This is a genomic window from Pseudobutyrivibrio ruminis CF1b, assembly GCF_000424005.1.
In the GTDB taxonomy this organism is placed as follows: Bacteria; Bacillota; Clostridia; order Lachnospirales; family Lachnospiraceae; genus Pseudobutyrivibrio; species Pseudobutyrivibrio ruminis_C.
In genome coordinates this window covers 24,089-45,030 of the sequence record NZ_AUJB01000003.1, presented here as the reverse complement: position 1 = coordinate 45,030, position 20,942 = coordinate 24,089, and the positions used below count along the sequence as shown (strand labels likewise).

General features: G+C 39.7%; 14 protein-coding genes. All 14 read left to right on the top strand.

Annotation, left to right across the window (positions count from 1 at the left end; translation table 11 throughout):
• Positions 1–61 precede the first annotated feature (61 nt).
• The 14 genes from G592_RS0101235 (at position 62) to G592_RS0101170 (ending at position 20,709) form a co-directional block, all read left to right on the top strand.
• Positions 62–1,414, top strand: a complete 1,353-nt coding sequence (locus G592_RS0101235) for an MATE family efflux transporter (RefSeq protein WP_028246210.1) — start codon at positions 62–64, stop codon at positions 1,412–1,414.
• A gap of 124 nt (positions 1,415–1,538) precedes the next feature.
• Positions 1,539–2,210, top strand: a complete 672-nt coding sequence (locus tag G592_RS0101230; protein WP_028246209.1) for a hypothetical protein — start codon at positions 1,539–1,541, stop codon at positions 2,208–2,210.
• Between the two features lie 158 nt (positions 2,211–2,368).
• Positions 2,369–2,668: an STAS domain-containing protein gene (locus G592_RS0101225; RefSeq protein WP_028246208.1), complete on the top strand. Its 300-nt coding sequence runs from the start codon at positions 2,369–2,371 to the stop codon at positions 2,666–2,668.
• Positions 2,669–2,727: 59 nt separating this feature from the next.
• Positions 2,728–3,219 carry a hypothetical protein gene (locus G592_RS0101220; protein WP_028246207.1) on the top strand — a complete coding sequence of 164 codons (492 nt, stop codon included), beginning with the start codon at positions 2,728–2,730 and terminating at the stop codon, positions 3,217–3,219.
• A gap of 13 nt (positions 3,220–3,232) precedes the next feature.
• Positions 3,233–4,054 (top strand): response regulator, encoded by an 822-nt coding sequence (locus G592_RS15270; RefSeq protein ID WP_051194697.1) that lies wholly within the window; start codon positions 3,233–3,235, stop codon positions 4,052–4,054.
• A 174-nt stretch (positions 4,055–4,228) separates the two neighbouring features.
• Positions 4,229–4,666: an ATP-binding protein gene (locus G592_RS0101210; RefSeq protein WP_028246206.1), complete on the top strand. Its 438-nt coding sequence runs from the start codon at positions 4,229–4,231 to the stop codon at positions 4,664–4,666.
• 17 nt (positions 4,667–4,683) lie between these two features.
• Positions 4,684–6,264 (top strand): SpoIIE family protein phosphatase, encoded by a 1,581-nt coding sequence (locus G592_RS16815; RefSeq protein ID WP_051194696.1) that lies wholly within the window; start codon positions 4,684–4,686, stop codon positions 6,262–6,264.
• A 61-nt stretch (positions 6,265–6,325) separates the two neighbouring features.
• Positions 6,326–8,497 (top strand): HD-GYP domain-containing protein, encoded by a 2,172-nt coding sequence (locus G592_RS0101200; RefSeq protein WP_028246205.1) that lies wholly within the window; start codon positions 6,326–6,328, stop codon positions 8,495–8,497.
• 36 nt (positions 8,498–8,533) lie between these two features.
• Entirely contained in the window at positions 8,534–10,504 is a 1,971-nt protein-coding gene (locus tag G592_RS15260; RefSeq protein ID WP_051194695.1) for a response regulator, read from the top strand.
• Positions 10,505–10,519: 15 nt separating this feature from the next.
• Entirely contained in the window at positions 10,520–12,889 is a 2,370-nt protein-coding gene (locus G592_RS0101190; protein WP_028246204.1) for an HD-GYP domain-containing protein, read from the top strand.
• 75 nt (positions 12,890–12,964) lie between these two features.
• The gene (locus tag G592_RS0101185; RefSeq protein ID WP_028246203.1) at positions 12,965–13,594 is read left to right on the top strand and encodes an Hpt domain-containing protein; all 630 of its coding nucleotides are present in this window, start codon (positions 12,965–12,967) and stop codon (positions 13,592–13,594) included.
• 24 nt (positions 13,595–13,618) lie between these two features.
• Complete coding sequence (locus tag G592_RS16810; protein ID WP_051194694.1) at positions 13,619–14,302, top strand: response regulator; 684 nt, start codon at positions 13,619–13,621, stop codon at positions 14,300–14,302.
• Between the two features lie 166 nt (positions 14,303–14,468).
• A complete protein-coding gene (locus G592_RS0101175; RefSeq protein WP_028246202.1) occupies positions 14,469–15,392 on the top strand; it encodes a hypothetical protein in 924 nt (307 codons plus the stop codon).
• A 277-nt stretch (positions 15,393–15,669) separates the two neighbouring features.
• Positions 15,670–20,709, top strand: a complete 5,040-nt coding sequence (locus G592_RS0101170) for a fibronectin type III domain-containing protein (protein ID WP_028246201.1) — start codon at positions 15,670–15,672, stop codon at positions 20,707–20,709.
• The last annotated feature ends 233 nt before the right edge of the window (positions 20,710–20,942 follow it).

The following is a 20,942-nucleotide window of genomic DNA, read 5'->3' as shown; positions in this document are numbered from 1 at the left end:
TCTTTGCTTTTGTGGTCTGTAACCCATATAATAAGCCTAGACACTATTTGGAGGTTACTTGATGAAAGACAAATTATTTGCAGACAAAGATTTTCTGCGCCGACTCTTTAACTTAACATTACCTATCTCATTTCAGGCTTTGATGCTTGCTCTTGTAGCTGCCTGTGATGCCGTGATGCTTGGTCGAATCGAGCAGAACTCAATGGCTGCAGTTTCACTTGCTACCCAGGTACAGTTCATCCAGAACATGATGCTCTGTGCCGTTACAGGTTCCATCTCTATTCTTGGTGCCCAGTACTGGGGCAAGGGTGATAAAAAGACTCTTCATAAGATTTTTGGAATGAGTATCAGAATAGCATTTGTTATCTCATTGCTTTTCTGTGTTGCCTGCGTTGGTTTTTCTGGACAGATTATGATGATTTTTGCCAGTGACGAAGCTCTTATTTCTATTGGTGCAAGCTACCTTAGAATCGCCGGATGGTCATATCTGCTTACAGGATTTTCTCAGTGTTATCTTGGTATTATGAGAGTTACCGAGCACGCTGACAGATGCGCGATCATCAGCTCAGGTGCAGTTGTTATAAATATTATTCTTAACGGTATTCTTATTTTTGGACTTATGGGAATGCCTGCTCTTGGAGCAGAAGGTGCAGCCATCGCTACACTTATCTCAAGAATCATCGAATTGATTTGGGCTGTGGTGTCATCTTTCCAAAAGGATTTCATCCACCCAGCATTAAAGGATTTGGTTGTAAGAGATGTTCTTCTTTTCAAGGATTATGTTCGCTGTGGACTTCCTCTTGCAGGAGCAGCCATGTTTTGGGGCGTAGGCTTCACATCATACACAGCCATCATGGGACATCTTGGTGCTGATTCAGCTGCGGCCAATTCTGTAGCTGCAGTTGTTCGTGACCTTATGTGCTGCGTCTGTGATGGTGTCAGCGCTGCCGGTGGAATTATTATTGGAAACGAACTTGGTGCTGGAAATCTTGAAAGAGGAAAACTATATGGACAGAGAGTTTCAAAGATGTCTGTCTTTATAGGATTTATTTCAACAGCCATTATTTTAGCTGTGACACCTGCTGTAGTGAATTTCATTATTCTTACTCCAGTAGCAAAACAGTATCTTATCGGAATGATGGTTATCATGGCATTCTACATGATAGGACGCTGCATCAATACTGTTGTAATCAACGGCGTTTTCGGTGCCGGTGGTGACACACTTTTTGATATCTACAGCCTGGCTGTTTGTATGTGGTGCATTGCTGTACCACTTGCCCTTCTTGGAGCATTTGTTTTCCACTGGCCTGTGCTTGCAGTTTATGCATGTACATGTGTGGATGAGGTAGGAAAGCTTCCTTGGGTTTTCTACCACTATAAAAAATATAAATGGGTAAAGGATTTGACCAGATAAAATTAGGACTGTCATGGCAGTCCTTTTTAATTAGTGAAAAAAGCTGTGATACTTTTGTGATATAAGCCATGTTAAATTATGACCATAGAAAACAACATTAGTTTTGTTTGGGGAGGTTAGAGACATGGAGACTATAATCAAGAATAAGAAACAGGTACCAAGTTTTTCAACAGAGCAGATCTTCGTTAACAGTGATGAGAAAAGATACAACGAAGTTTATGAGCAGGTAGACAAGAGTATCGAAGAGCTTCATCTTAATAAGAAGGATTCATTACATATGAAGCTTCTCTTCGAAGAGTCTATCGGAATGGTAAAGGCAATCACTGGTGATTTCACAGCTATGGTATGGGCTGAGAAATATGATGGTGAAAGCTGGCTGAGACTTGTGGGAAAGACAAACATGGACATCGATAAGAAAACAGATTTGATGTCAGTTTCATCTACAGGATCAAATGCTCTTGCAGTTGGATTTATGGGAAAGGTAAGAGACTTTGTAGAGACAGGTCTTTTAAGCTACGATGGTGTGATGAAGCTTCAGCAGAAGTACAGTGGATATGGCATGGGAATATCTGGTTCATATCTTGATACAGCAGTTGCTTCAAACCCAAGTGCATTCACAGGATTTATGTGGACAATGGATGACTATAAGGAGTCGCTTAAGAAGGGCCATGGCCAGCCAGAGGTAACAGCCTGCTGGGAGGAGCTTGAGAAGTCAATAGTAGGAAGCATTGCTAAGGATGTTGTAGTAGGTGTGGAGAAGGATCATATTGAGATGGCATTCATCATGGCCACCTAATGCAAAGGTCTGAAAACCCTTGAAAACACAGGATTTATGAAAAATATGTGAACAAACATCATTTAGTTGTGAATAAAAAAGTGATAGAGTATAATTATTTCAAATAAATGCCTAAAATTGGGGCTTTATTAAAGGAGAACGAGGAGGAGTTATAATTTATGTTAAATATCAAGGATGAGAAAAAAGGTGAAGATTTGATTGTGGAGCTTGAAGGAAGACTGGACACAACCACCTCTCCTCAGCTGGAAGAAAAAATCAATGCTGTTATTGAAGGAGTATCAAAGCTTACTTTTGATTTAAAGAATTTGGAATACATTTCAAGTGCAGGTCTTAGAGTTCTTTTATCAGCACAGAAAATCATGAACAAGCAGGGCCGAATGGTAGTGAACAATCCTACTGAAGAGGTTCAGGAGATTTTCGAAGTTACTGGTTTTTCAGATATATTTACAATTCAATAAGAATTATCTGAGGGGTGGTTATTCTACCCCTTATTTTTTGAGGAAGGGCGAAGTGTACCATGGGAAAGAGTTTTATTGATAAGAAATTTTACGATGCAATACTGAATTTTGACGACAGCGACGAGGCACAGGATTATTTCTATAGTCATATGGAATCCGGTACAGGCAAGGTGGCAAAGGATGGTCACGAGGAGACCGTAAGAGATAAGATACTTCGTATATACGCAACTTTGTTTTGCGAGGACACTGCCATGGCAAATGCCCCGTACGCAGATGTGGATGATGTGGTAAACACAGCAGACCGACTCTACATCGGAAGCGTAGGATACGACAGTGATCATTGGTACAGAATGAAGCATCATTTCCCTGTAATAGACGATGACAATTTCGACAGGTTTGCAGCACTTGTTATTGCTGACATGAATATGGGACCACTTCATGATGCGGCAATGAACGACGGCGATACTTTGGTGGTAGGAGAGGCTGATCCTCTTCACATGACAGCAGAGCAGCGAAAGAACCAGAAGATTAAGTCAGTATCAATAATATAGGGGAGGGTGCAGAATGAATATATTAGCAGTAGATGATGAGCGCACTTCTCTTGATAAGCTTACAAAGCTTGTGAAAAAGGCAAACAGTGACGCTAATCTATTTACTTTCGACAGTTCACTTTCAGCATTGGCTAAAGCCAGAGAGGAAGAAATCGATGTGGCATTTCTTGATGTAAATATGCCCGAACTGTCAGGAATCGAGTTAGGAAAATATTTGGTGGAGCTTAATCCATACACAAACATAATATACGTAAGCGAGCATAAGGAGTTTGCCTACGAGGCAATGCAACTTCATGCCAGCGGCTACATATACAAACCGGAGGCAGACAAGAGGGTGGCAAAGGAGCTAGATTCTCTCAGATATCCAGAACTTCGAAAGAAGTATAAGAGAGTGTTCGCTCAGACTTTTGGCAACTTCGAGCTTTTCGTGGATGGAGAGCCTGTGACATTCAAATATAACAGAACAAAAGAAATCGTGGCTATCCTGATTAACAACCGTGGAGCACAGACCACTAATGGTGAGCTGATTGCTTCATTGTGGGAGGATGACGGCGACCCAGAGAAGAAGCTTTCATATCTGTGTAATCTGAGACAGGATTTGCAGAATACATTTAAAAAGCTAAAGCTAGATGGCATCATTATCAAGCAGCGAGGTAGTATGGCAATTGCCAAGGATAAAATCGAGTGTGATCTTTTCGACTGGCTGGATAAAAAGAAGGATTCCAAGTATCAGTACCTGGGAGATTACATGAACCAGTACAGCTGGCCAGAGTTCTTCCATGCAGAGCTTGATGAGATAAGCTACGCGCTGTATGAGGACGAGGACGCAGTATAAACTTAACAGGACAGACTTTTAGGGACGGATTAGTATGCCGTCCCTTTTGTTTTATACATATTCTGATGATAAATAAACAATGTGTGACAGTTGTGTGATATTATTAGTATTATAATTTGATTTATCAAAGGGGGTTGTGGTTTTTATTGAAGGGGTTTTACAGGTAGAATACTTATGAAAAAGAAGTTTGAGTGTGAGGCAACAATTGAAAACCTGGAAAAAGTAATGGGTTTTGTAGAGGAGGCTTTGGAATCACAGCAGTGTGATATGGCCAGGCTCATGCAGATTACCCTTGCTGTCGAGGAGATATATGTCAATATTGCTCACTATGCTTACGGCAAACTGGATGAGGGTGGTAAACCTATTCCCGATACAGGGACGGGGCCGATGGAGCTGGACCTTGAGGCAGACAAGGGACAGGTCTATCTGACATTTAAAGATAAGGGCTTTCCTTACAATCCTCTGGAAAAAGAAGATCCGGATACTACTCTATCGGCGGAAGAGCGGGAAATCGGAGGTCTTGGAATCTTTATGGTGAAGAAAAGTATGGACGAGATTTCTTATGACTATAAAGATGGAAAAAATATACTCACAATGATGAAGCATATTTAAAAGGGAAGAAGGGGATAATGGCAAGATTATTAAAGAAGAAAAAATTTGGTATTCATGCGAAGGCGCTTGCGGGTATTATCGTATTTACGTTGCTGGTCAATATTGCTATGTGTATTAGCGGTTCTTTGATATTTGACCGGGCGGTTCAGAGAATCTATAACGAGCGCGGCTACGTGGTGGCCAACATTATTTTAAACCAGATTGACCACGAGAAAATTGCTGAATATTCCAGAACCTGGTACGAGGACAAGTACTATGAGGACATGTCAATGTACCTAAATTATATTCAGGAATTTTCAGGTGCCGCATATATATACATTGGCGTCCCATATGAAGACAAAACAATAAAATATATTTATGATTCCGGAAGCAATATGGGTTTTCGAGATCCAATTGCTGCGCCATTTGACGAAATCTGGAAAGCTTACACTGAGGGCGTGAGACCAAAAAGTTATCTGGTAAGACATTCACAGTATGGATTTCTAACATCCAGCTGTCTTCCTGTAAAGGATAGAAAAGGTGAGGTGGTAGCACTTTTATTCGTAGATACGAATATGGAAGTAATCCATTCCACACTTAGAAGATTTATTATAAATATGGTGATTATTGCCCTGGTTCTTCTGGGAGGATTCTGCCTGTTGAACTGGCATTATATGAATTCGTATATCATCCATCCGTTGATGATACTTAGAAGGAACATTAAGTGGTTCGCGGAAAATACTACTACCGACGATTCACTCAATGATATAAAAACTGGTGATGAGCTGGAGGAGCTGGCCAAATCTGTTCAAAGCATGGAGCAGGATATAGTGGATTACATCGATAATATCCAGACCATCACTGCAGAAAAAGAGCGTATCACAGCTGAATTAAACGTAGCGGCAAAGATTCAGGCAGATATGCTTCCAAGAAACTTTCCTCCATTTCCTGAGAGAAAGGAATTCGACATCTACGCGACAATGACACCGGCTAAAGAGGTTGGTGGGGATTTTTATGATTTCTTTTTAATTGATGAAGACCATTTGGGTCTTGTAATGGCTGATGTATCAGGGAAGGGAGTGCCAGCTGCCCTTTTCATGGTAAATGCCAGAACACTTATTAAGTACAGAGCTCTGATGGATAAGAAATTCTCTCCAGCAGATATTCTTTACGATGTAAACAACCAGCTTTGCGAGGGAAATGATGCGGACCTCTTCGTTACTGTATGGCTGGGAATTATTGAGATTTCTACTGGTAAGGTTGTGTCTGCAAATGCAGGTCATGAACATCCAGTTATAAAAAGAGCAGGGGGTAAATTTGAGCTTGATATTTACAAGCATTCACCTGCAGTAGCTGCAATGGAAGGAATGAAGTTTAGGGAGCAGGAATTCCATCTGAATCATGGCGACTGTTTATTCGTATATACGGATGGTGTGCCTGAGGCTACTAATGCAAAAAATGAACTTTACGGACCAGAAAGAATGTTGAAGGCTCTCAACTATAATTCAGATGGGGATGTGAAAGAACTTCTGGAGAACGTAGAGAAAGATATCGATGAATTTGTTGAGGATTCACCTCGGTTTGATGATATCACAATGCTTAGTTTTAAATACTTTTAGAAATCCTTGAACAAACAGAGGAAAAATATTAGTCTGAAAGTATTAATTGGGAGGATTAGGCTTGAAAAAACGATTGGAGTATGGGGATCAGAGTTTGTGGCTCAGATGGCTGCTGGTTTTATTTGGGGTAGCCATTAATTTGCTGCCCGCATTTTTAACCAATTTGACAGGCGTTCCTCTGTTTTTGGATACCATAGGCACTGTTGTAGTATCCTGTGTAGGCGGAATTCTGCCAGGTATCTTCACAGGACTTATAACTAATGCTCTATGTTCAATCTACAATGGCGTATCTATGTATTTCGCTATTGTTAACATCTTAATTGCCATGCTGTCTGCCTTATATATGGAGCGTTTCGCTTATCGTGGTTTTAGATATAAGGTCTACTTTGGTCTGGCAGCAGGTATTTTAAGTGGTGGAGTGGGTGCTTATATTCAGTGGCACCTGTTTATGTCACCTCAAAATGTCCTGATTCAGGATTCTATAGAAAGACTGACAATGGCTACTGGCATTTCCTATGCGGCCACTTTCGCAGTGGTAAATACAGTCGTCAATATTATGGATAAGGCATTATCTATTGGTATTGCCTTAAATATCATTCACTTTATTCCAGAGAAATATAAACAAAAGTTAATATATGCCGGATGGAAGCAGACTCCCCTTTCCAATGAAGAGATGGTGGCCATGAGAGCATGGAGCAAGGATGCAAAGCATTCCATGCGCACCAGACTGACAGCACTTCTTTTTGGTGTTTCGGTACTTGTTATTATCATGATGTCTGTAATTGAAATGCGAATGTATTTCCACAAGGATCTTGATGAGAAAAAGGAGATTGCCACATCTGCGGCAAAGTTTGCGGCTTCTATAGTTGACCCTAATAAGATAGAAAGATTTTTGCAGTACGGAGAAAATGCGCCGGGCTACAAGGAAACGGAAGATATGCTGTATAAGATTAGAGATAACGCTGTAGGTGTAGCATATCTTTACATTGTAAAAATTGAAGATGAGGATATGATCTTTATATTTGATTTGGATGCCAGAAGTGATTATGAAAATTTTGGATATGAAGGTGATGATGAGGGTTATGCGCCTGGACACAGAGTTCGTCTAGACGAAGAATTTTTATGTTATGTAGATGATTTCAAAGAGGGAAAAATCATTCCACCTACAGAATCGGATAATTCCTACAGCTGGATAGTGACTTCATTTTATCCTGTATATGATTCAAAGGGAAACTGTGTCTGCTATGCCGGAGCTGATGCATCGGTAGAGTATGTGGCTGAGTATCTGATGGAATTCATGTGGCGAGTTCTACTTGTTATGATTGGAATTATCATTACCATTCTGGCAAACGGAATGTGGACCACAGGAAGATATCTGGTATATCCAATCAGCCGAATGGGACTGGGCGTGGAGAGATTTATCAAGGCCGGTGACAATCAGGTGGAAATCGACAAGGCTGTTAGGGATTTACGAAAGATAGATGTTCACACTGGAGATGAAGTGGAGATGCTTTATCAGTCTATCTGCAACATGGCTTTAAACCAGGCAGAGCAGATTCGAAGTATTCGTCACTTTACAGAAAACACCACAAAGATGCAGGATGGTCTGATTGTGACCATGGCGGGTTTGGTGGAAAATCGTGACGAGAGCAGTGGTGCCCACATTCAAAAGACAGCTTCCTATGTAAAGATTATTGCAGAGGGACTGAAGAAGAAGGGCTATTATCCAGGTAAGGTTAACGATAAATTTATCTCGGATGTGGTTCGTTCGGCACCACTTCACGATATTGGAAAGATTAATATTCCAGACAGTATTTTAAATAAAGTCGGAAAGCTTACCCGTGAAGAGGAAGAAATAAAGAGGACTCATACCACTGCAGGTAAGAAGATAATGGAAAATGCCATCACTACTGTTTCCGGAGAGAACTACCTGAAGGAAGCCAGAAACATGGCGGCATATCACCACGAGAGATGGGATGGAAATGGATATCCGGAAGGTCTCCATGGAGAGGTAATCCCACTTTCAGCCAGAATCATGGCGGTGGCTGATCAGTTTGATGTACTTACTTCAGGTAAGGGCAGCAGCGGTAAAAAATATTCATTTGATGAAGCAATTAATTATATAAAGGAAAGAGCTGGCACAGAGTTCGATCCAAAATGTGTGGAGGTCTTTTTAGATTCTCTGCCAGAAATAAAAGTAATATTTAGAAAGTACAACAAAGAGCACGGTTGATAGCATTCAATAATGAGAAGGAGCTTTTTTATAGAAATGGGAAATTCCGTAGGTTTTGTTTTAACCGAAAATTTATCAATAATAAATATATTGTTCCTGATATTGATTGCTATATTGGGTGGTGCCATTGTGTGGCTGGTCATGCGTTCAACAGTCATCAAAAGACAGTACGAGGAAATCCGAAAGGCTAAGGATGATGCAGAGAGAGCCTACACATCCAAGTCCAGATTCCTTGCAAACATGTCTCATGAAATCAGAACTCCTATCAATACCATCATGGGTATGAATGAGATGGTAATGCGTGAGGATGCATCAGGAGTGCCAAAGGAATATTTCATGTCCATGATGAACTATGCTTTTGATATCAGAAATGCATCGGAATCACTTCTTGGTCTGATTAATGACTTGCTGGATATTTCCAAAATTGAATCAGGAAAGATGCACCTGGTGGAGCAGGAGTATGACACTCAGGATATGCTTCGCTCAATCGTCTCTATGATTCGTGTGAGAACCATAGAAAAGGAACTTACCTTTGATGTGGTTATAGACGAGATTATGCCAAAACGTCTTTACGGAGACATGGGAAAGATTAAGCAGATTGTTTTAAATCTTCTTACCAATGCCGTAAAGTACACCCAGAGAGGTGGACTGATTCTCAATGTTTCCATGGATGCCAGAGAAAATGACATCTGTACACTACGCTTTGCAGTAAAGGATACAGGTATTGGTATAAAGGAAGAGGATATGGGACGTCTCTTCACTGCCTACGAGCGACTGGATGAAGAGGTAAACAGCGAGATCCAGGGAACAGGTCTGGGACTTGATATTTCAAACAGATTTGCAGAATTGATGGGTGGTCAGCTGTGGTGCGAAAGTACTTATGGTGAGGGCTCAGAGTTTATCCTTACACTGGGACAGAAGATTATCGACGCCAATCCAATCGGTATTTTCTTAGAGCATGATGAAGCTATTTCTAAGGGTCCTTACGTGCCTCACTTTATTGCTCCTGATGCAGATATTCTGGTGGTAGATGACAACCCAGTAAACCTTAGTGTAATCAAAGGACTTCTTAAAGCTACAAGAGTGTTTGTCACTACAGCTTTAAGTGGCGAGGAAGCTATAGATAAGATTAAGGATAACCATTTTGATTTCGTATTGCTGGATCACATGATGCCAGGAATGGATGGAATAGAGACTCTGGAAAAGATTCGAGAGATAGAACCAAAGATTCCAGTGTACGCTCTTACTGCAAACTCTACCACGGGTGCAGACTTCTATCTTTCAAAGGGATTCGATGGTTACCTGTCAAAGCCTGTTGATACAGAAGTTTTAGAAAAGACCATTTTGAAACATCTGCCAGAGGAAATGGTGGAAGTAATCGACAGGGATGAAGTGGTGGAAGAGCTGAAAGAGCTTCCTGAAAATATGCTTTGGATTAATGAGACAGAGGGTATCAATGTTGATGAAGGTATTAAGAATTCCGGTGGTATTGGAAGCTTTATTATTGCACTTGAGCTGTTCCTTGATACCATCGATTCAAATACAAAGGTAATCAGGGATGCCTATGAAGAAAGAAATATCCGACTTTATACTATCAAGGTTCACGCACTGAAAAGCTCATGTCGAATTATCGGTGCACTTGACCTGGCAGAACTTGCTTTACAGCTGGAGGAAGCTGGAAAGAAAAAAGACATGGAATTTATAGATGCCAATAACGACAGATTTTTGGCAGAGTACGGAGCTTATAAAGAAAAGCTCAAATCTCTCAAGGTAGTAGTGACTGATGATGAGGACAAGGAGCCTATCTCTAAGGAAGAGCTGGCAGATGCATACGCTACTTTGAAAGAAATGATTCCACTTATGGATTACGATGCAGTATCTATGGTTGTGGATGGACTTATGGAATACAAGCTTCCTGATGAGGATGCTATTAAGATTTACGATTTGTCAAAGATGCTTAAGATTTTTGACTGGGATGCTATGGAAGAATGGATTAAAAACGCCTGATGTGGGGGACAGCGCATGTATAATATTATCAGAGCTAATCAATTAGATATAATGCTGGTACTTAGCATAATCAGTCTATGCTTTACCCTGCTTCTTTTCATTACAAAGTTTTTGGAGAGGCGCAGAAAGCACATACTGATTTTTATGCTGTTCGTTGCCACACTATTGATGATCTTTGATCGAATGGCCTATATTTATGCAGGTCAGCCTGGTCCTACTGCATATCTGATGGTGAGAGTCAGCAACTTCTTCGTTTACTTATTGACACCATGTGCTGTTTTAGGATTCGGTTGGTATCTTGAAAATATTATCATGCGTGAGGGAAGACTTAAGAAAATTCCAAAACGTCTGACCATTGTAAGTATTGCCTGCTTCATAGATATGAGTGTGGTTGTACTGTCTCAGTTTACAGGATTGTTTTATTATTTTGATGAATCAAACAATTATCACCGAGGACCTGGATTTCTTATAAGTTATGTGATCCCAGTTATTACTCCGTTTATATTATTGACGGTGTTGGTTCAGTATCGTCATTTCTTTAGTAAATGGGTATACATATCACTGATTATCTATATTGTGTTACCAGTTTCGATGGGAATAATTCAGATTTACACATACGGATTATCTATTACAAACATGGCTATGGTTGTGGTTTCAATTTCTTTATACGTATTTACGTATATTGATATCAATCATACTGTATTGGATGTTCACAACCATGAGATGCGAATGCTGGAAGAAGAAAAGAAGAGCGTTAAGCGCCTTTTTGATCAGACTGCCACTGCATTTATGTATGCTGTAGAAAAGCGTGATGAATATTCAATAGGTCATTCTTCAAGAGTAGCCAGACTGGCAAGAAAGATTGCCATGGTAATGGGGAAAACAGAGGAGGAATGCGATGAGATATATTATGCAGCCCTTATGCATAATGTAGGCCTGGTTGGTATTCCAGATTCTCTTCTTGACCAGAAAGAGCAACTGACTGATGAGGAAAGAAAAGTAATTGAAAGTGTACCAGAACTCAGCAGTGAGATTCTTTCAAGTATAGTGGAATTTCCATATCTTAGGGAAGCTGCCCTTTACAGCCATGAGCGCTACGATGGAAGTGGATACCCAAATGGATTAAAGGGAAAAGAAATTCCTGAAATTGCAAGAATCATAAGTGTTGCTGATGCTTATGATGCCATGACATCCCGCAGAAGTTATCGTGGTCCATTTCCTTTGCAGACCATTCGTGAGGAGCTTATCAAGCAATCTGGTATTAGATTTGATCCTGATATTGCAGCTATAATGGTGCGTCTTTTAGATCAGGAGAACAATGAAGTCATTAAGAAAACTCCAATTAAAGTGGAGCAGGAAATAACATGTAAGTCATACAGGGATGCGGCTACTGTTGGAATCCCAATTGTAGAGAAGATTACAAAGATTAGTTTTAAGACATCGCTAATCGAAGATATAGCTGGCATGTTCTCAGAGCCTGCCATAGTTTTATATGATTCATTTGATGGATTTTTCCATGATACTACAAAAGGTATCGAGGCGTATCATTATCTGGAGTATGGAGAAGTCTGGTTCGATGGAAGAGTAATTTCTACCTCTGCCAGAAATATGAAAGTGCAGCCAATCCAGAAACAGGAAGGGGAAATCTCGACTGAGAGCTTTGAGATTATTGCTGCAAAATATGAGGATCATGTAAAGCTGGAAATCAACAGTGCCAAGGGAAAATTCGATGTAATCCTGGCATTGCCTGACCGTTCAAAGGCAGCATACGTTTCCATTACAGGTGAGAATTGTAAAGTGTATGATATCACTGTGGATGTTACTAACGAGATTATCAGGGAATCTGATATTCCTAAAATTGTGGAAGAGGATACATTTATCAATCGAATGGAATCAGATGTGGCCAATGTGCAGATAGATCAGTATCGCTCTGCTGCCACAGAAGCAATCCCACTTGAGGACAGACTGAAGCTGGATTTCCATGCAATGAGTCTGCCATCTTCAAGTCTGGTATGGCACTGTCCTTACATAGTTTTATATTATTCCGATGATCAAAAGCTATTTGGAAATAATTATCGTGAGTATGCTTTGATAAAGATAAATGGTGAAGTGTCTGGTGACGACGGAATAGCAGAGAACCATTTCACAATGAAGAAGAAGGAGACATTCCCAGGCTGGGATGTTTGGAAGCAGAAGCACAAATCTGGACTTGAATGCTCCGTATCATTTGTGAGAAAAGGAAATACAATCGATATCAAAACAGAAAACCTTGGAATCGATATTGAGAATAGAACAACCATCCTGGATGGAACAAAGGATATTTACATTTCTATAAGTGGAGACCAGGTGGCTCTAACGGATATACGAATCAGTAAAAAAATATAAGAATATTTCCAGAAATGGATGATTATTTTCGCAAGTATGGTATATTGTACATATAATTAGTTTTGAGGAGAAGGCATGGGGGATGCAATCAAAGACAATAGTGTTCCACAGGAACTTATAGGATTGTCAGGGGTAGATGGAATTTCTATCTCAGATGGATTGTGCTATTGCGGCAGTGTAAGAGATTTCGATAAATATCTTAAATCCTTCTATCTGGATATAGATGAAAAGATTGCTGAGTTGGAAAAGTCTTTTAAGGAAGGAGATATCTCGTATTTTACTGTAAAGGTACATGCTTTGAAAACTGCCTCAAGAATGATTGGTGCTACTGAAATGTGCGAGCTGGCCTATTCGCTGGAGATGGCTGGAAAGAAGAATGAGCTTTCTGTAATAGATGAGAATCTGGATCATTTGCTGGAGCTCTACAGAAGTTACAAGGAGAGACTTCTTCCTTATATGCAGGAAAAGCAAAAGCGCCTGGAGAATAAAAAGCCTATATCGGACGATGAACTGGAAGATGCTTTTGATGCACTGAAAGAAGTGGTACCTACCCTGGATACTGACGGAGTGGAAATGATTCTGGAAGAACTGAGTCTGTATGAGCTGCCACAGGATAAGCAGGCCATAGTGGATAAGGTGGAGAATATGCTTCGTCAATGTGATTGGGACGGACTAGAAGAGCTACTTGGAATACAGGTAGTATAGGAATGTAATGGGGGCGATTTAATATTGGGACATAAGGTTTTAATTCTGGGGGAGAAGGAATCTTTTATCATAAAGATTCTTGTTAAGAAGCTTGGGGACTCAGGTATTGAGTCTGTATTTTCTACTTATGATGAGGGGAAAATAAAAGAACTTTGGGATGAGATATCCGTAATTACGTTTTGTGAGGAAGATGGCAAAGATTTACCTGGGGAGGTAAAAGCTTTTGTTGAAAATAATCTGGGGAACAGAAGAATCATTCCCTTACAGAAGCCAATAGATTACAAGGCTTATATAGCGAGCATTAATTCTGATGATAGTCAGGATTCAGCTGGAGATAAGAAAAAAATACTTATAGTGGATGATGATCCAAATTATATGAGTCTGGTGAGAGAATGGATGGTGAATGATTATAAAGTGTCCATGGTCACATCAGGAGCCAGAGCAATCAAATGGCTTGGAAGTAACAAGGCGGATTTGGTTTTACTTGACTATGAGATGCCAGTCACATCAGGTCTTGAGGTTTTAGAGACACTGCGGGCTGATGATGAGATGAAGGAATTACCAGTCATTTTCTTATCTGGAAATGACAGCCAGGAAAGTATTCGTTCTGTAGAGCATCTGAATCATCAGGGGTATTTTTTAAAGACCATGCCTAAGGATGAGTTTTTAAATAAAATAAAAGTTTTCTTTATGGAGGAAGCAGAATAACAAATTTGATAATAAAGGGAGAATGCGGCCAAGGGGCGTATTCTCTCTTTTTTTATTTGTGATCTTTCGTGTGACACTTGTGTGATATTAAGGGTGATATTATTTGCATGTAAACAAGAGGACAAGACAAACACAATAAATAATTTTTTAAAGGAGAAGAGAAACAATGACAAAGATTAATTCAGTAATGAAAAAGGCATTTGCACTTGGACTTGCTCTTACAATGGTAATGGGCATGGTTGGCTGTGGAAAGTCAGCATCAGTTGACAGTGAGACAGCACAGATTGAAGACGAAGCAGTGGCTATGTCAGCAATCACTTATTTCACAAAGGGTGTTTACGCAAACTATGCTGCAGATGCAGTTAACCCAGAGAAGACATATTTCTATGTATTCTTCGGTGATGGTTCAGGAAGCATCGAGGATGGCATCACAGGAAGCGCTGATTTCTTTACATGTGAGGTTGGTGAGAATGAGTTAACATTCCATGTAGGAAGCATGGATCCAGTAGACCAGGTATTTACAGTTAAGTCTTTCGATGACAACAAGGTAACAGGTTCATTTGAGGACGGCGTTGATGTAGTATTCGAAAAGTTGGATGGTGTTGATCCAAACGGATTTAGTGGTGAGAACTACGTACACGCTATGAATGGCGAAGATTTAGTATATGAGTCTCCTTACAACTGGAAAGTTAGATATAACCCAGATGTAATCGAGGTAAATCAGTCAGGCCCTGTTACAACATTCGTATACACAGGTGACTGTGCAGGAACATGCATGATTACAGCTACTTACAATCTTGATGATGCGAAGACTGCTATTAAGGCAATTGGCGATTCATGGGGAAGCGATACAGAGTATTCAGAGAGCACTTTCCCAGGAACAGAGGATGTAACTTGCTACAATGCAATGATGCCAGTCACTGAGGATACAGGTTCTGGACTTCACATGTCAGCACTTGGCAGAGACATCATGGATGGATCAGTGACATTCGAGTTTACAGTACACAACAGTGGTGATGATGCAATCGATATCCCAGTATCAGATGCACTTGCAGCAATCATTGATTCAATTGAATTTGTTCAGTATTAAAAGAATATAAGGTTTTAAATATTATCGAATTATTAAAGGCTACCGACCGTTTGTTACAGGTCGGTAGCTTTTTTTTGGACATGTTGAGGAATAAACTACATAGGTTACTTGTAATTCACAATTAGTTTTCTGACAATACATAATTTAGACACAAGTTGACATTACAATAAACGGCAGTTAAGCAATATATATAGTTAAATATAACGTTGCGGAACATCATTTCAGATAAACTTTTTTATATATAGGGGTGTTAAGGAGTTTTATAGGAGGTGGAAGCATGATGAAAGAACAAAAAGGATTTAAAGTTTTTAATCGTGCACTGGCATTTATCATGGCATTTGCAATGACATTTACCATGGGATTTAATGTGCCAGTATCAAGAGCTGAAGTCATTGAGGGAAGTGATATCATTACTTCTATCGATGGTCTTGACACGGATGTCGCAGTACAGCATCTTCCAGTTGGTGCCCAGGAAAGTGATATTGTTTTCCCAGATTCATTTACTGCTACAGTTGAAACAACAAGAGAAGTGGTAAGTGATACTGCTGTAGCTGGTGCAGCTGTATTTGAAGGTGGAGTTATTCCTTCAGAGACTCTAGGTGAGAATCCAGAGAATTTAGAAATAGAACCTCCAACTGAGCCAGAAGCGTCAGAGTCTACAACAGAGATTCCTGAGGTTACAGAAGAGGAGAATGAGGGTAATGAACAGCCAGAGTCTACAGATGATGTTGTTATTGGTGAAACAACATCCGAGGCTGATACACCAGCCACAGCTTCAACTGATTCAGAACCAGCAGCATCTGAGCCAGCATCTGAGCCAGTATCTGAACCAGCATCTGAGCCAGCATCTGAGCCAGCATCTGATTCAATACCTACATCAGATGATACAGCATTAAATGGAATATCTCCTGTAGCATATATTGTAGATAGATTGTTCCCAGCTATGGTTGTAAAGGCAGCAGAGGAAGAAGGTTCAGCTCCAGAAGAGCAGTCAGAACCAGAAGAGTCTTCAGAGCCAGCAGAGGAGCCTGTTTTAGAAACACCTGTAGAGCAGCCAGTAGTGGAGCAGACAGAAGCAGCTGGAAATATTACACGTACAGTAGAGTATGTTACAACATCTTCAGCAGTTACTCTTGGTGGAGTAACTTGGACATTGGACGTAGCTAGAAGTTCAGCAGAAGCATTTGATTCAAGTGTAGAAGGTGCAACATTTGTATATGTAGCAAGTGTATCTACTTCATATCAGTTAAATGCATCACTTCCAACAATTACAGTTATCATTGGTGAAGAAGAGGAAGCTCCATTCAATAAGAGTGTGGTAGTGGATGGCGTTACTATCACAGTAAAGGCAGATGAAGGCGTGTTCCCAGCAGATGCAACATTATCAGCTAGAACAGCTACAGCAGAAGAGAAAGAAGTATTTGATACAGCAGTAGAGGAAATTGAAGAAGAAATTCCTGTAGTAGATTCATATGTATTTGATATTAAGGTTTTAAATGCAGCAGGCGAAGAGATTCAGCCTGATACAACAAAAGGACAGGTATACGTTTCATTTGAATCAGAAAAAATAGCAAATGATGATTTGAATGTTAATGTTTATCATATCCCAGATTCGGAAAATGGAGCTACAGAGGCTGAAAAGCTGGATGTAGATGTTGTAGGTGATACAGTAAAAGCAGAGACAGATAGTTTTTCAATTTATGGTGTAAACATGACATCTGCAGAAGATGTTATGGAAAATGATGGTTACCCATATCTCAAGAGCCAAGGAAATAGTTCTGTTAAACTTGCAATGAAAATTGCCGATGGAAAAACAGCTAGCTACCAGTGGGTTAAGAGTAATAACAAAGTAGATTGGACTCCAATTACAAATGATGCTACATCTAGAGAACTTAACATTACAGGTGAAAATCTTTCAAGTGGAACATGGTTTGCATGTATTGTAAACGGACATTATAGTGAAGCAGTTCAGATAATAGGATGTGGACGTGATGGAAGAACATGGCCAAAATCAGGCGGATATTCTTGGTATGTTTCTAATGGCCTGATGGCATATAGTGTAAATGGCAGTGGATTTGATATTAGAGGGGAATATACAAGAAATAGTACTACATATATGCTAAACACCTCTTACAACTCTAGCGCATGGAATGTCTCAGGTTCTGTTAGTGATTTATGTTTTAAGTTTGACAAAACAGATTTAGCTGCAGTTTTTATTAATGCATATTTAAGTGGTGATAATTTTTCTTTTGGGACTGACACAATGTTAGGAGAGGGAGACGATTTTACATATGCTGATAACGCTGCATTAGAGTCAACATTAAACAGTGATAACTCTCTCAAGCAGATTGCTATGATAGGGGCAGAAAGTTCAGTAAATAGTGACCCAGACGACCCAGCTTTTGTAATTACTCCAATTACTCGTACTGGATTAAAGTACTGGATAGGAGCTTATAGACAATACTGGCAACATTCTCAGTTTAATACAGAAACGATTTATGGTTATGATGATGATAATCCACTTACATCAGAAAAAACAAAGGAAAGTGGCGACAAACTCGTAGTTACAAAAATTAATGGCGAAGATTCAGCTATGAGCGTTTCTTGGAGCGGATCAGATTTAAAACTTGTACAGTTTAAATTTGGTGTTGGTACAGTTTCAGCTACAGGCGCTGTTGCAGGAAATGTTAATTACACCTTAGAACAAATTGAAGGTCTTGTGCCAGGAACAACTTATGATATTACAGTATCAGGTTCTGATGCTCATCATACTGTTACTGCAGATTCTAATGGCTGTATAAAGATGGTAGGTCCTGATGATGGAGGCGAAACACAGCATAATTTCATTGGAAAAACAATTACAATTAATGAGAAAAATGGTGAGGCAAGGGGCAAGACACTCACTGTAGCTGACAGACAGGCTAAACCATCTATAGATGGCGCAGGTACATATGATGATGGCAATGCTGCAAAGCCGGCAGATATTGGTAGAGAACAGATTGTCAGTTCATCAAACTCAATAACAATTAAATCAAATGATCCTAATACAGAGTATATTCTTTATTCTACAAATGAAGTTGGTGAATGGGTAACACCAGCATTAACTAATGGAGTTTACACATTTACAGGTTTGTCGGAAAACACATCATATGTTATTAAAGCTAGAAAAAAAGCTACAAGTTCAGCTCCAGCATCAGTGGAAAGTGATGGTGTGACTGTTACAACTAAGGGAACAGTATCAGTAACATTACCAGAAAACAAGACTATAGTTTATGATGGAACACCAAAGACATTTGGAGCAACTTCAGAAAATACAGGTGCAATTATTACGTATAGTCTTGATGTAAATCAGGAATATGGCCCACTTCCTGAGTTGACAAATGCAGGTACTTATACAATTTATTACAAGGCTGTATTAGATGGATATCGTACAACATATGGAAGTTATAATGTAACAATTAATAAGCAGACAGTAGAACCAGTTGTAGCAACAGAATCATTATCACTTGGTTCAGATGAAGATACAAATTATTATACAACTGTATCACTTGAGGAATACCTAAAGAATATAGAACCTGGCGCTGTAATATCTGTAAATAGACAGATGACACCAAATAATATTGCTAGCTTTGGTAATGTATCCATCTCAGGTGGAAATTTAACTTATGCAATTGATGATAGGTTTGGTGGAACAGATGGATATTTATATCTTACAGTAAGCGGCACAAATACAGAGGATTACACAATTACAATTCCTGTAGAAATTGCTCGTTCATTGACAATAAACACTCCAAATAATGGAGAGGCAACAGTAGTATATGATGGACAACCACATTCTACTGGAATTACAACAGATGATGAAAACGCACTTATTAAATATAGCACATCAGCTTATGGCGAGTTTTCAACAACTGTTCCTACATTTTCAGAGGTAGGTACACATAGAGTTTATTATACAATTGAAAGGGAGGGAAGAAGTCCTAAAACAGGAAGTTATGCGGTTACAATTTACCCTGCTCCTACAGTAGAAACACCAGTAATCACATACAATGGTCAGGAAAATGAATTCCCACTTATTAACAATGATCCAGATGCAGTTATAACATATAGCGATGCACCTGATGGAGTATACACAAATACTGTACCAAAATTCAAGGATGATGGAGAGTATGTGGTTTACTATAAGTTGGAGAAACCAGGTCATGAGCCAGCATATGGTACCTATACTGTAAAAATCAACAAGCCAGCACCTGCACCAGTAAAAGAATCTTCGGAGCCAGCTCCAGCAGCTCCAAAGCCAGTAGTTCAGGAAATTCCTGAAACACCAGTAGTAGAGCCAGTGACTGAGCCTGTAGTAGAAGAAAAAACACCAGTTGTTGAGAAGCTTCTCAATGTTGCAGCAGAGGTTCTTGATGATGCACTTGGCAAAGGAAATATCATTGACAAGGGCGATATCTGGGGCGATATGACTGAAGATACAAAGTCAAAGCTTTTGGATAAGCTTAGCGAAACAGGAGGCGAGATTGTAAGAGTCGCAGATCCTACATTAGATATGTCTACAGCAATGGCTGAAATTAAGGCTGAAGATGCCCTTGGAAATAGCAAGGATAACGAAGAAATAAATAAGATTCCTGTAAAGGAGACACCAATAGCACTTGTTATGGGCGAAGGCGCAGTGGTTGTTAAGCTTGAGGTACCTGAAAATTCAAGAAATACTGCAGGCCTTGCAGATGCAAAGGCAGTTGCAAAGTCTATTCTTACAGAAGAGCAGTACGCAATGGTTGCAGCAGGAAGCATTCTTGAAATAAAGGTAGAGGTACTTCCACTTGAAGAAGATACAATTCCAGAACTTGATAAGCAGGTAATAACAGATGGTGTTGCTTCACTAGCAGCAGAAAAGCCAGCTCTTGCAATGGCAGATTACATCGATATCAGCATGTTCATGAGAATTGATGACGAAGATTGGAACCAGATTACAGATACAGATCCAATTGATATCGTTGTTGATATTCCTGATAATTATAAAGGATTGTCAGATACATATTACATTATGAGAGCACATGAAGGTGTCAGCACATTACTTGATGACAAGGATAATGACACTGAGACAATTACAATTTCAACAGGTCAGTTCTCAACATACGCTTTGATGTATGATGATCCAGAAACTCCAGTAGTTGCAACACAAGCTAACTTTACTTCAACAGACAATGCAGCATTTGTTGTAGCAAGAAATGTTGTTTGGGGATTTGTTTTATCAGCAACAGCAATTGTTCTCATTGTATTTGCAAAGAGAAGAAGAAAGGATGAAGAGTAAATAATATGACTTCTTGTGGGCTACTTGAGGAAAAAGCTCATAAAAACCATACACTTTCAACTTTTTAATACCCTATAAGTGCCGCCCTCCAGAAATGGAGGGCGGTGCTTTTTTACTCTTTAGAGGAAAGTTACCAGTTGTAGTTAAATAGAGTAAATTTGAATGTTTTGGAGCAGTTCTTATTGGACTGCTCCTTTTCTTATGGTATACTCTTTAGCATAGTAAAGTGATAG

Coding starts and splice junctions, on each gene's coding strand:
- G592_RS0101235 (WP_028246210.1), top strand. CDS start 62: ATGAAAGACAAATTATTTGCAGACAAAGATTTTCTGCGCCGACTCTTT.
- G592_RS0101230 (WP_028246209.1), top strand. CDS start 1,539: ATGGAGACTATAATCAAGAATAAGAAACAGGTACCAAGTTTTTCAACA.
- G592_RS0101225 (WP_028246208.1), top strand. CDS start 2,369: ATGTTAAATATCAAGGATGAGAAAAAAGGTGAAGATTTGATTGTGGAG.
- G592_RS0101220 (WP_028246207.1), top strand. CDS start 2,728: ATGGGAAAGAGTTTTATTGATAAGAAATTTTACGATGCAATACTGAAT.
- G592_RS15270 (WP_051194697.1), top strand. CDS start 3,233: ATGAATATATTAGCAGTAGATGATGAGCGCACTTCTCTTGATAAGCTT.
- G592_RS0101210 (WP_028246206.1), top strand. CDS start 4,229: ATGAAAAAGAAGTTTGAGTGTGAGGCAACAATTGAAAACCTGGAAAAA.
- G592_RS16815 (WP_051194696.1), top strand. CDS start 4,684: ATGGCAAGATTATTAAAGAAGAAAAAATTTGGTATTCATGCGAAGGCG.
- G592_RS15260 (WP_051194695.1), top strand. CDS start 8,534: ATGGGAAATTCCGTAGGTTTTGTTTTAACCGAAAATTTATCAATAATA.
- G592_RS0101190 (WP_028246204.1), top strand. CDS start 10,520: ATGTATAATATTATCAGAGCTAATCAATTAGATATAATGCTGGTACTT.
- G592_RS0101185 (WP_028246203.1), top strand. CDS start 12,965: ATGGGGGATGCAATCAAAGACAATAGTGTTCCACAGGAACTTATAGGA.
- G592_RS0101175 (WP_028246202.1), top strand. CDS start 14,469: ATGACAAAGATTAATTCAGTAATGAAAAAGGCATTTGCACTTGGACTT.
- G592_RS0101170 (WP_028246201.1), top strand. CDS start 15,670: ATGATGAAAGAACAAAAAGGATTTAAAGTTTTTAATCGTGCACTGGCA.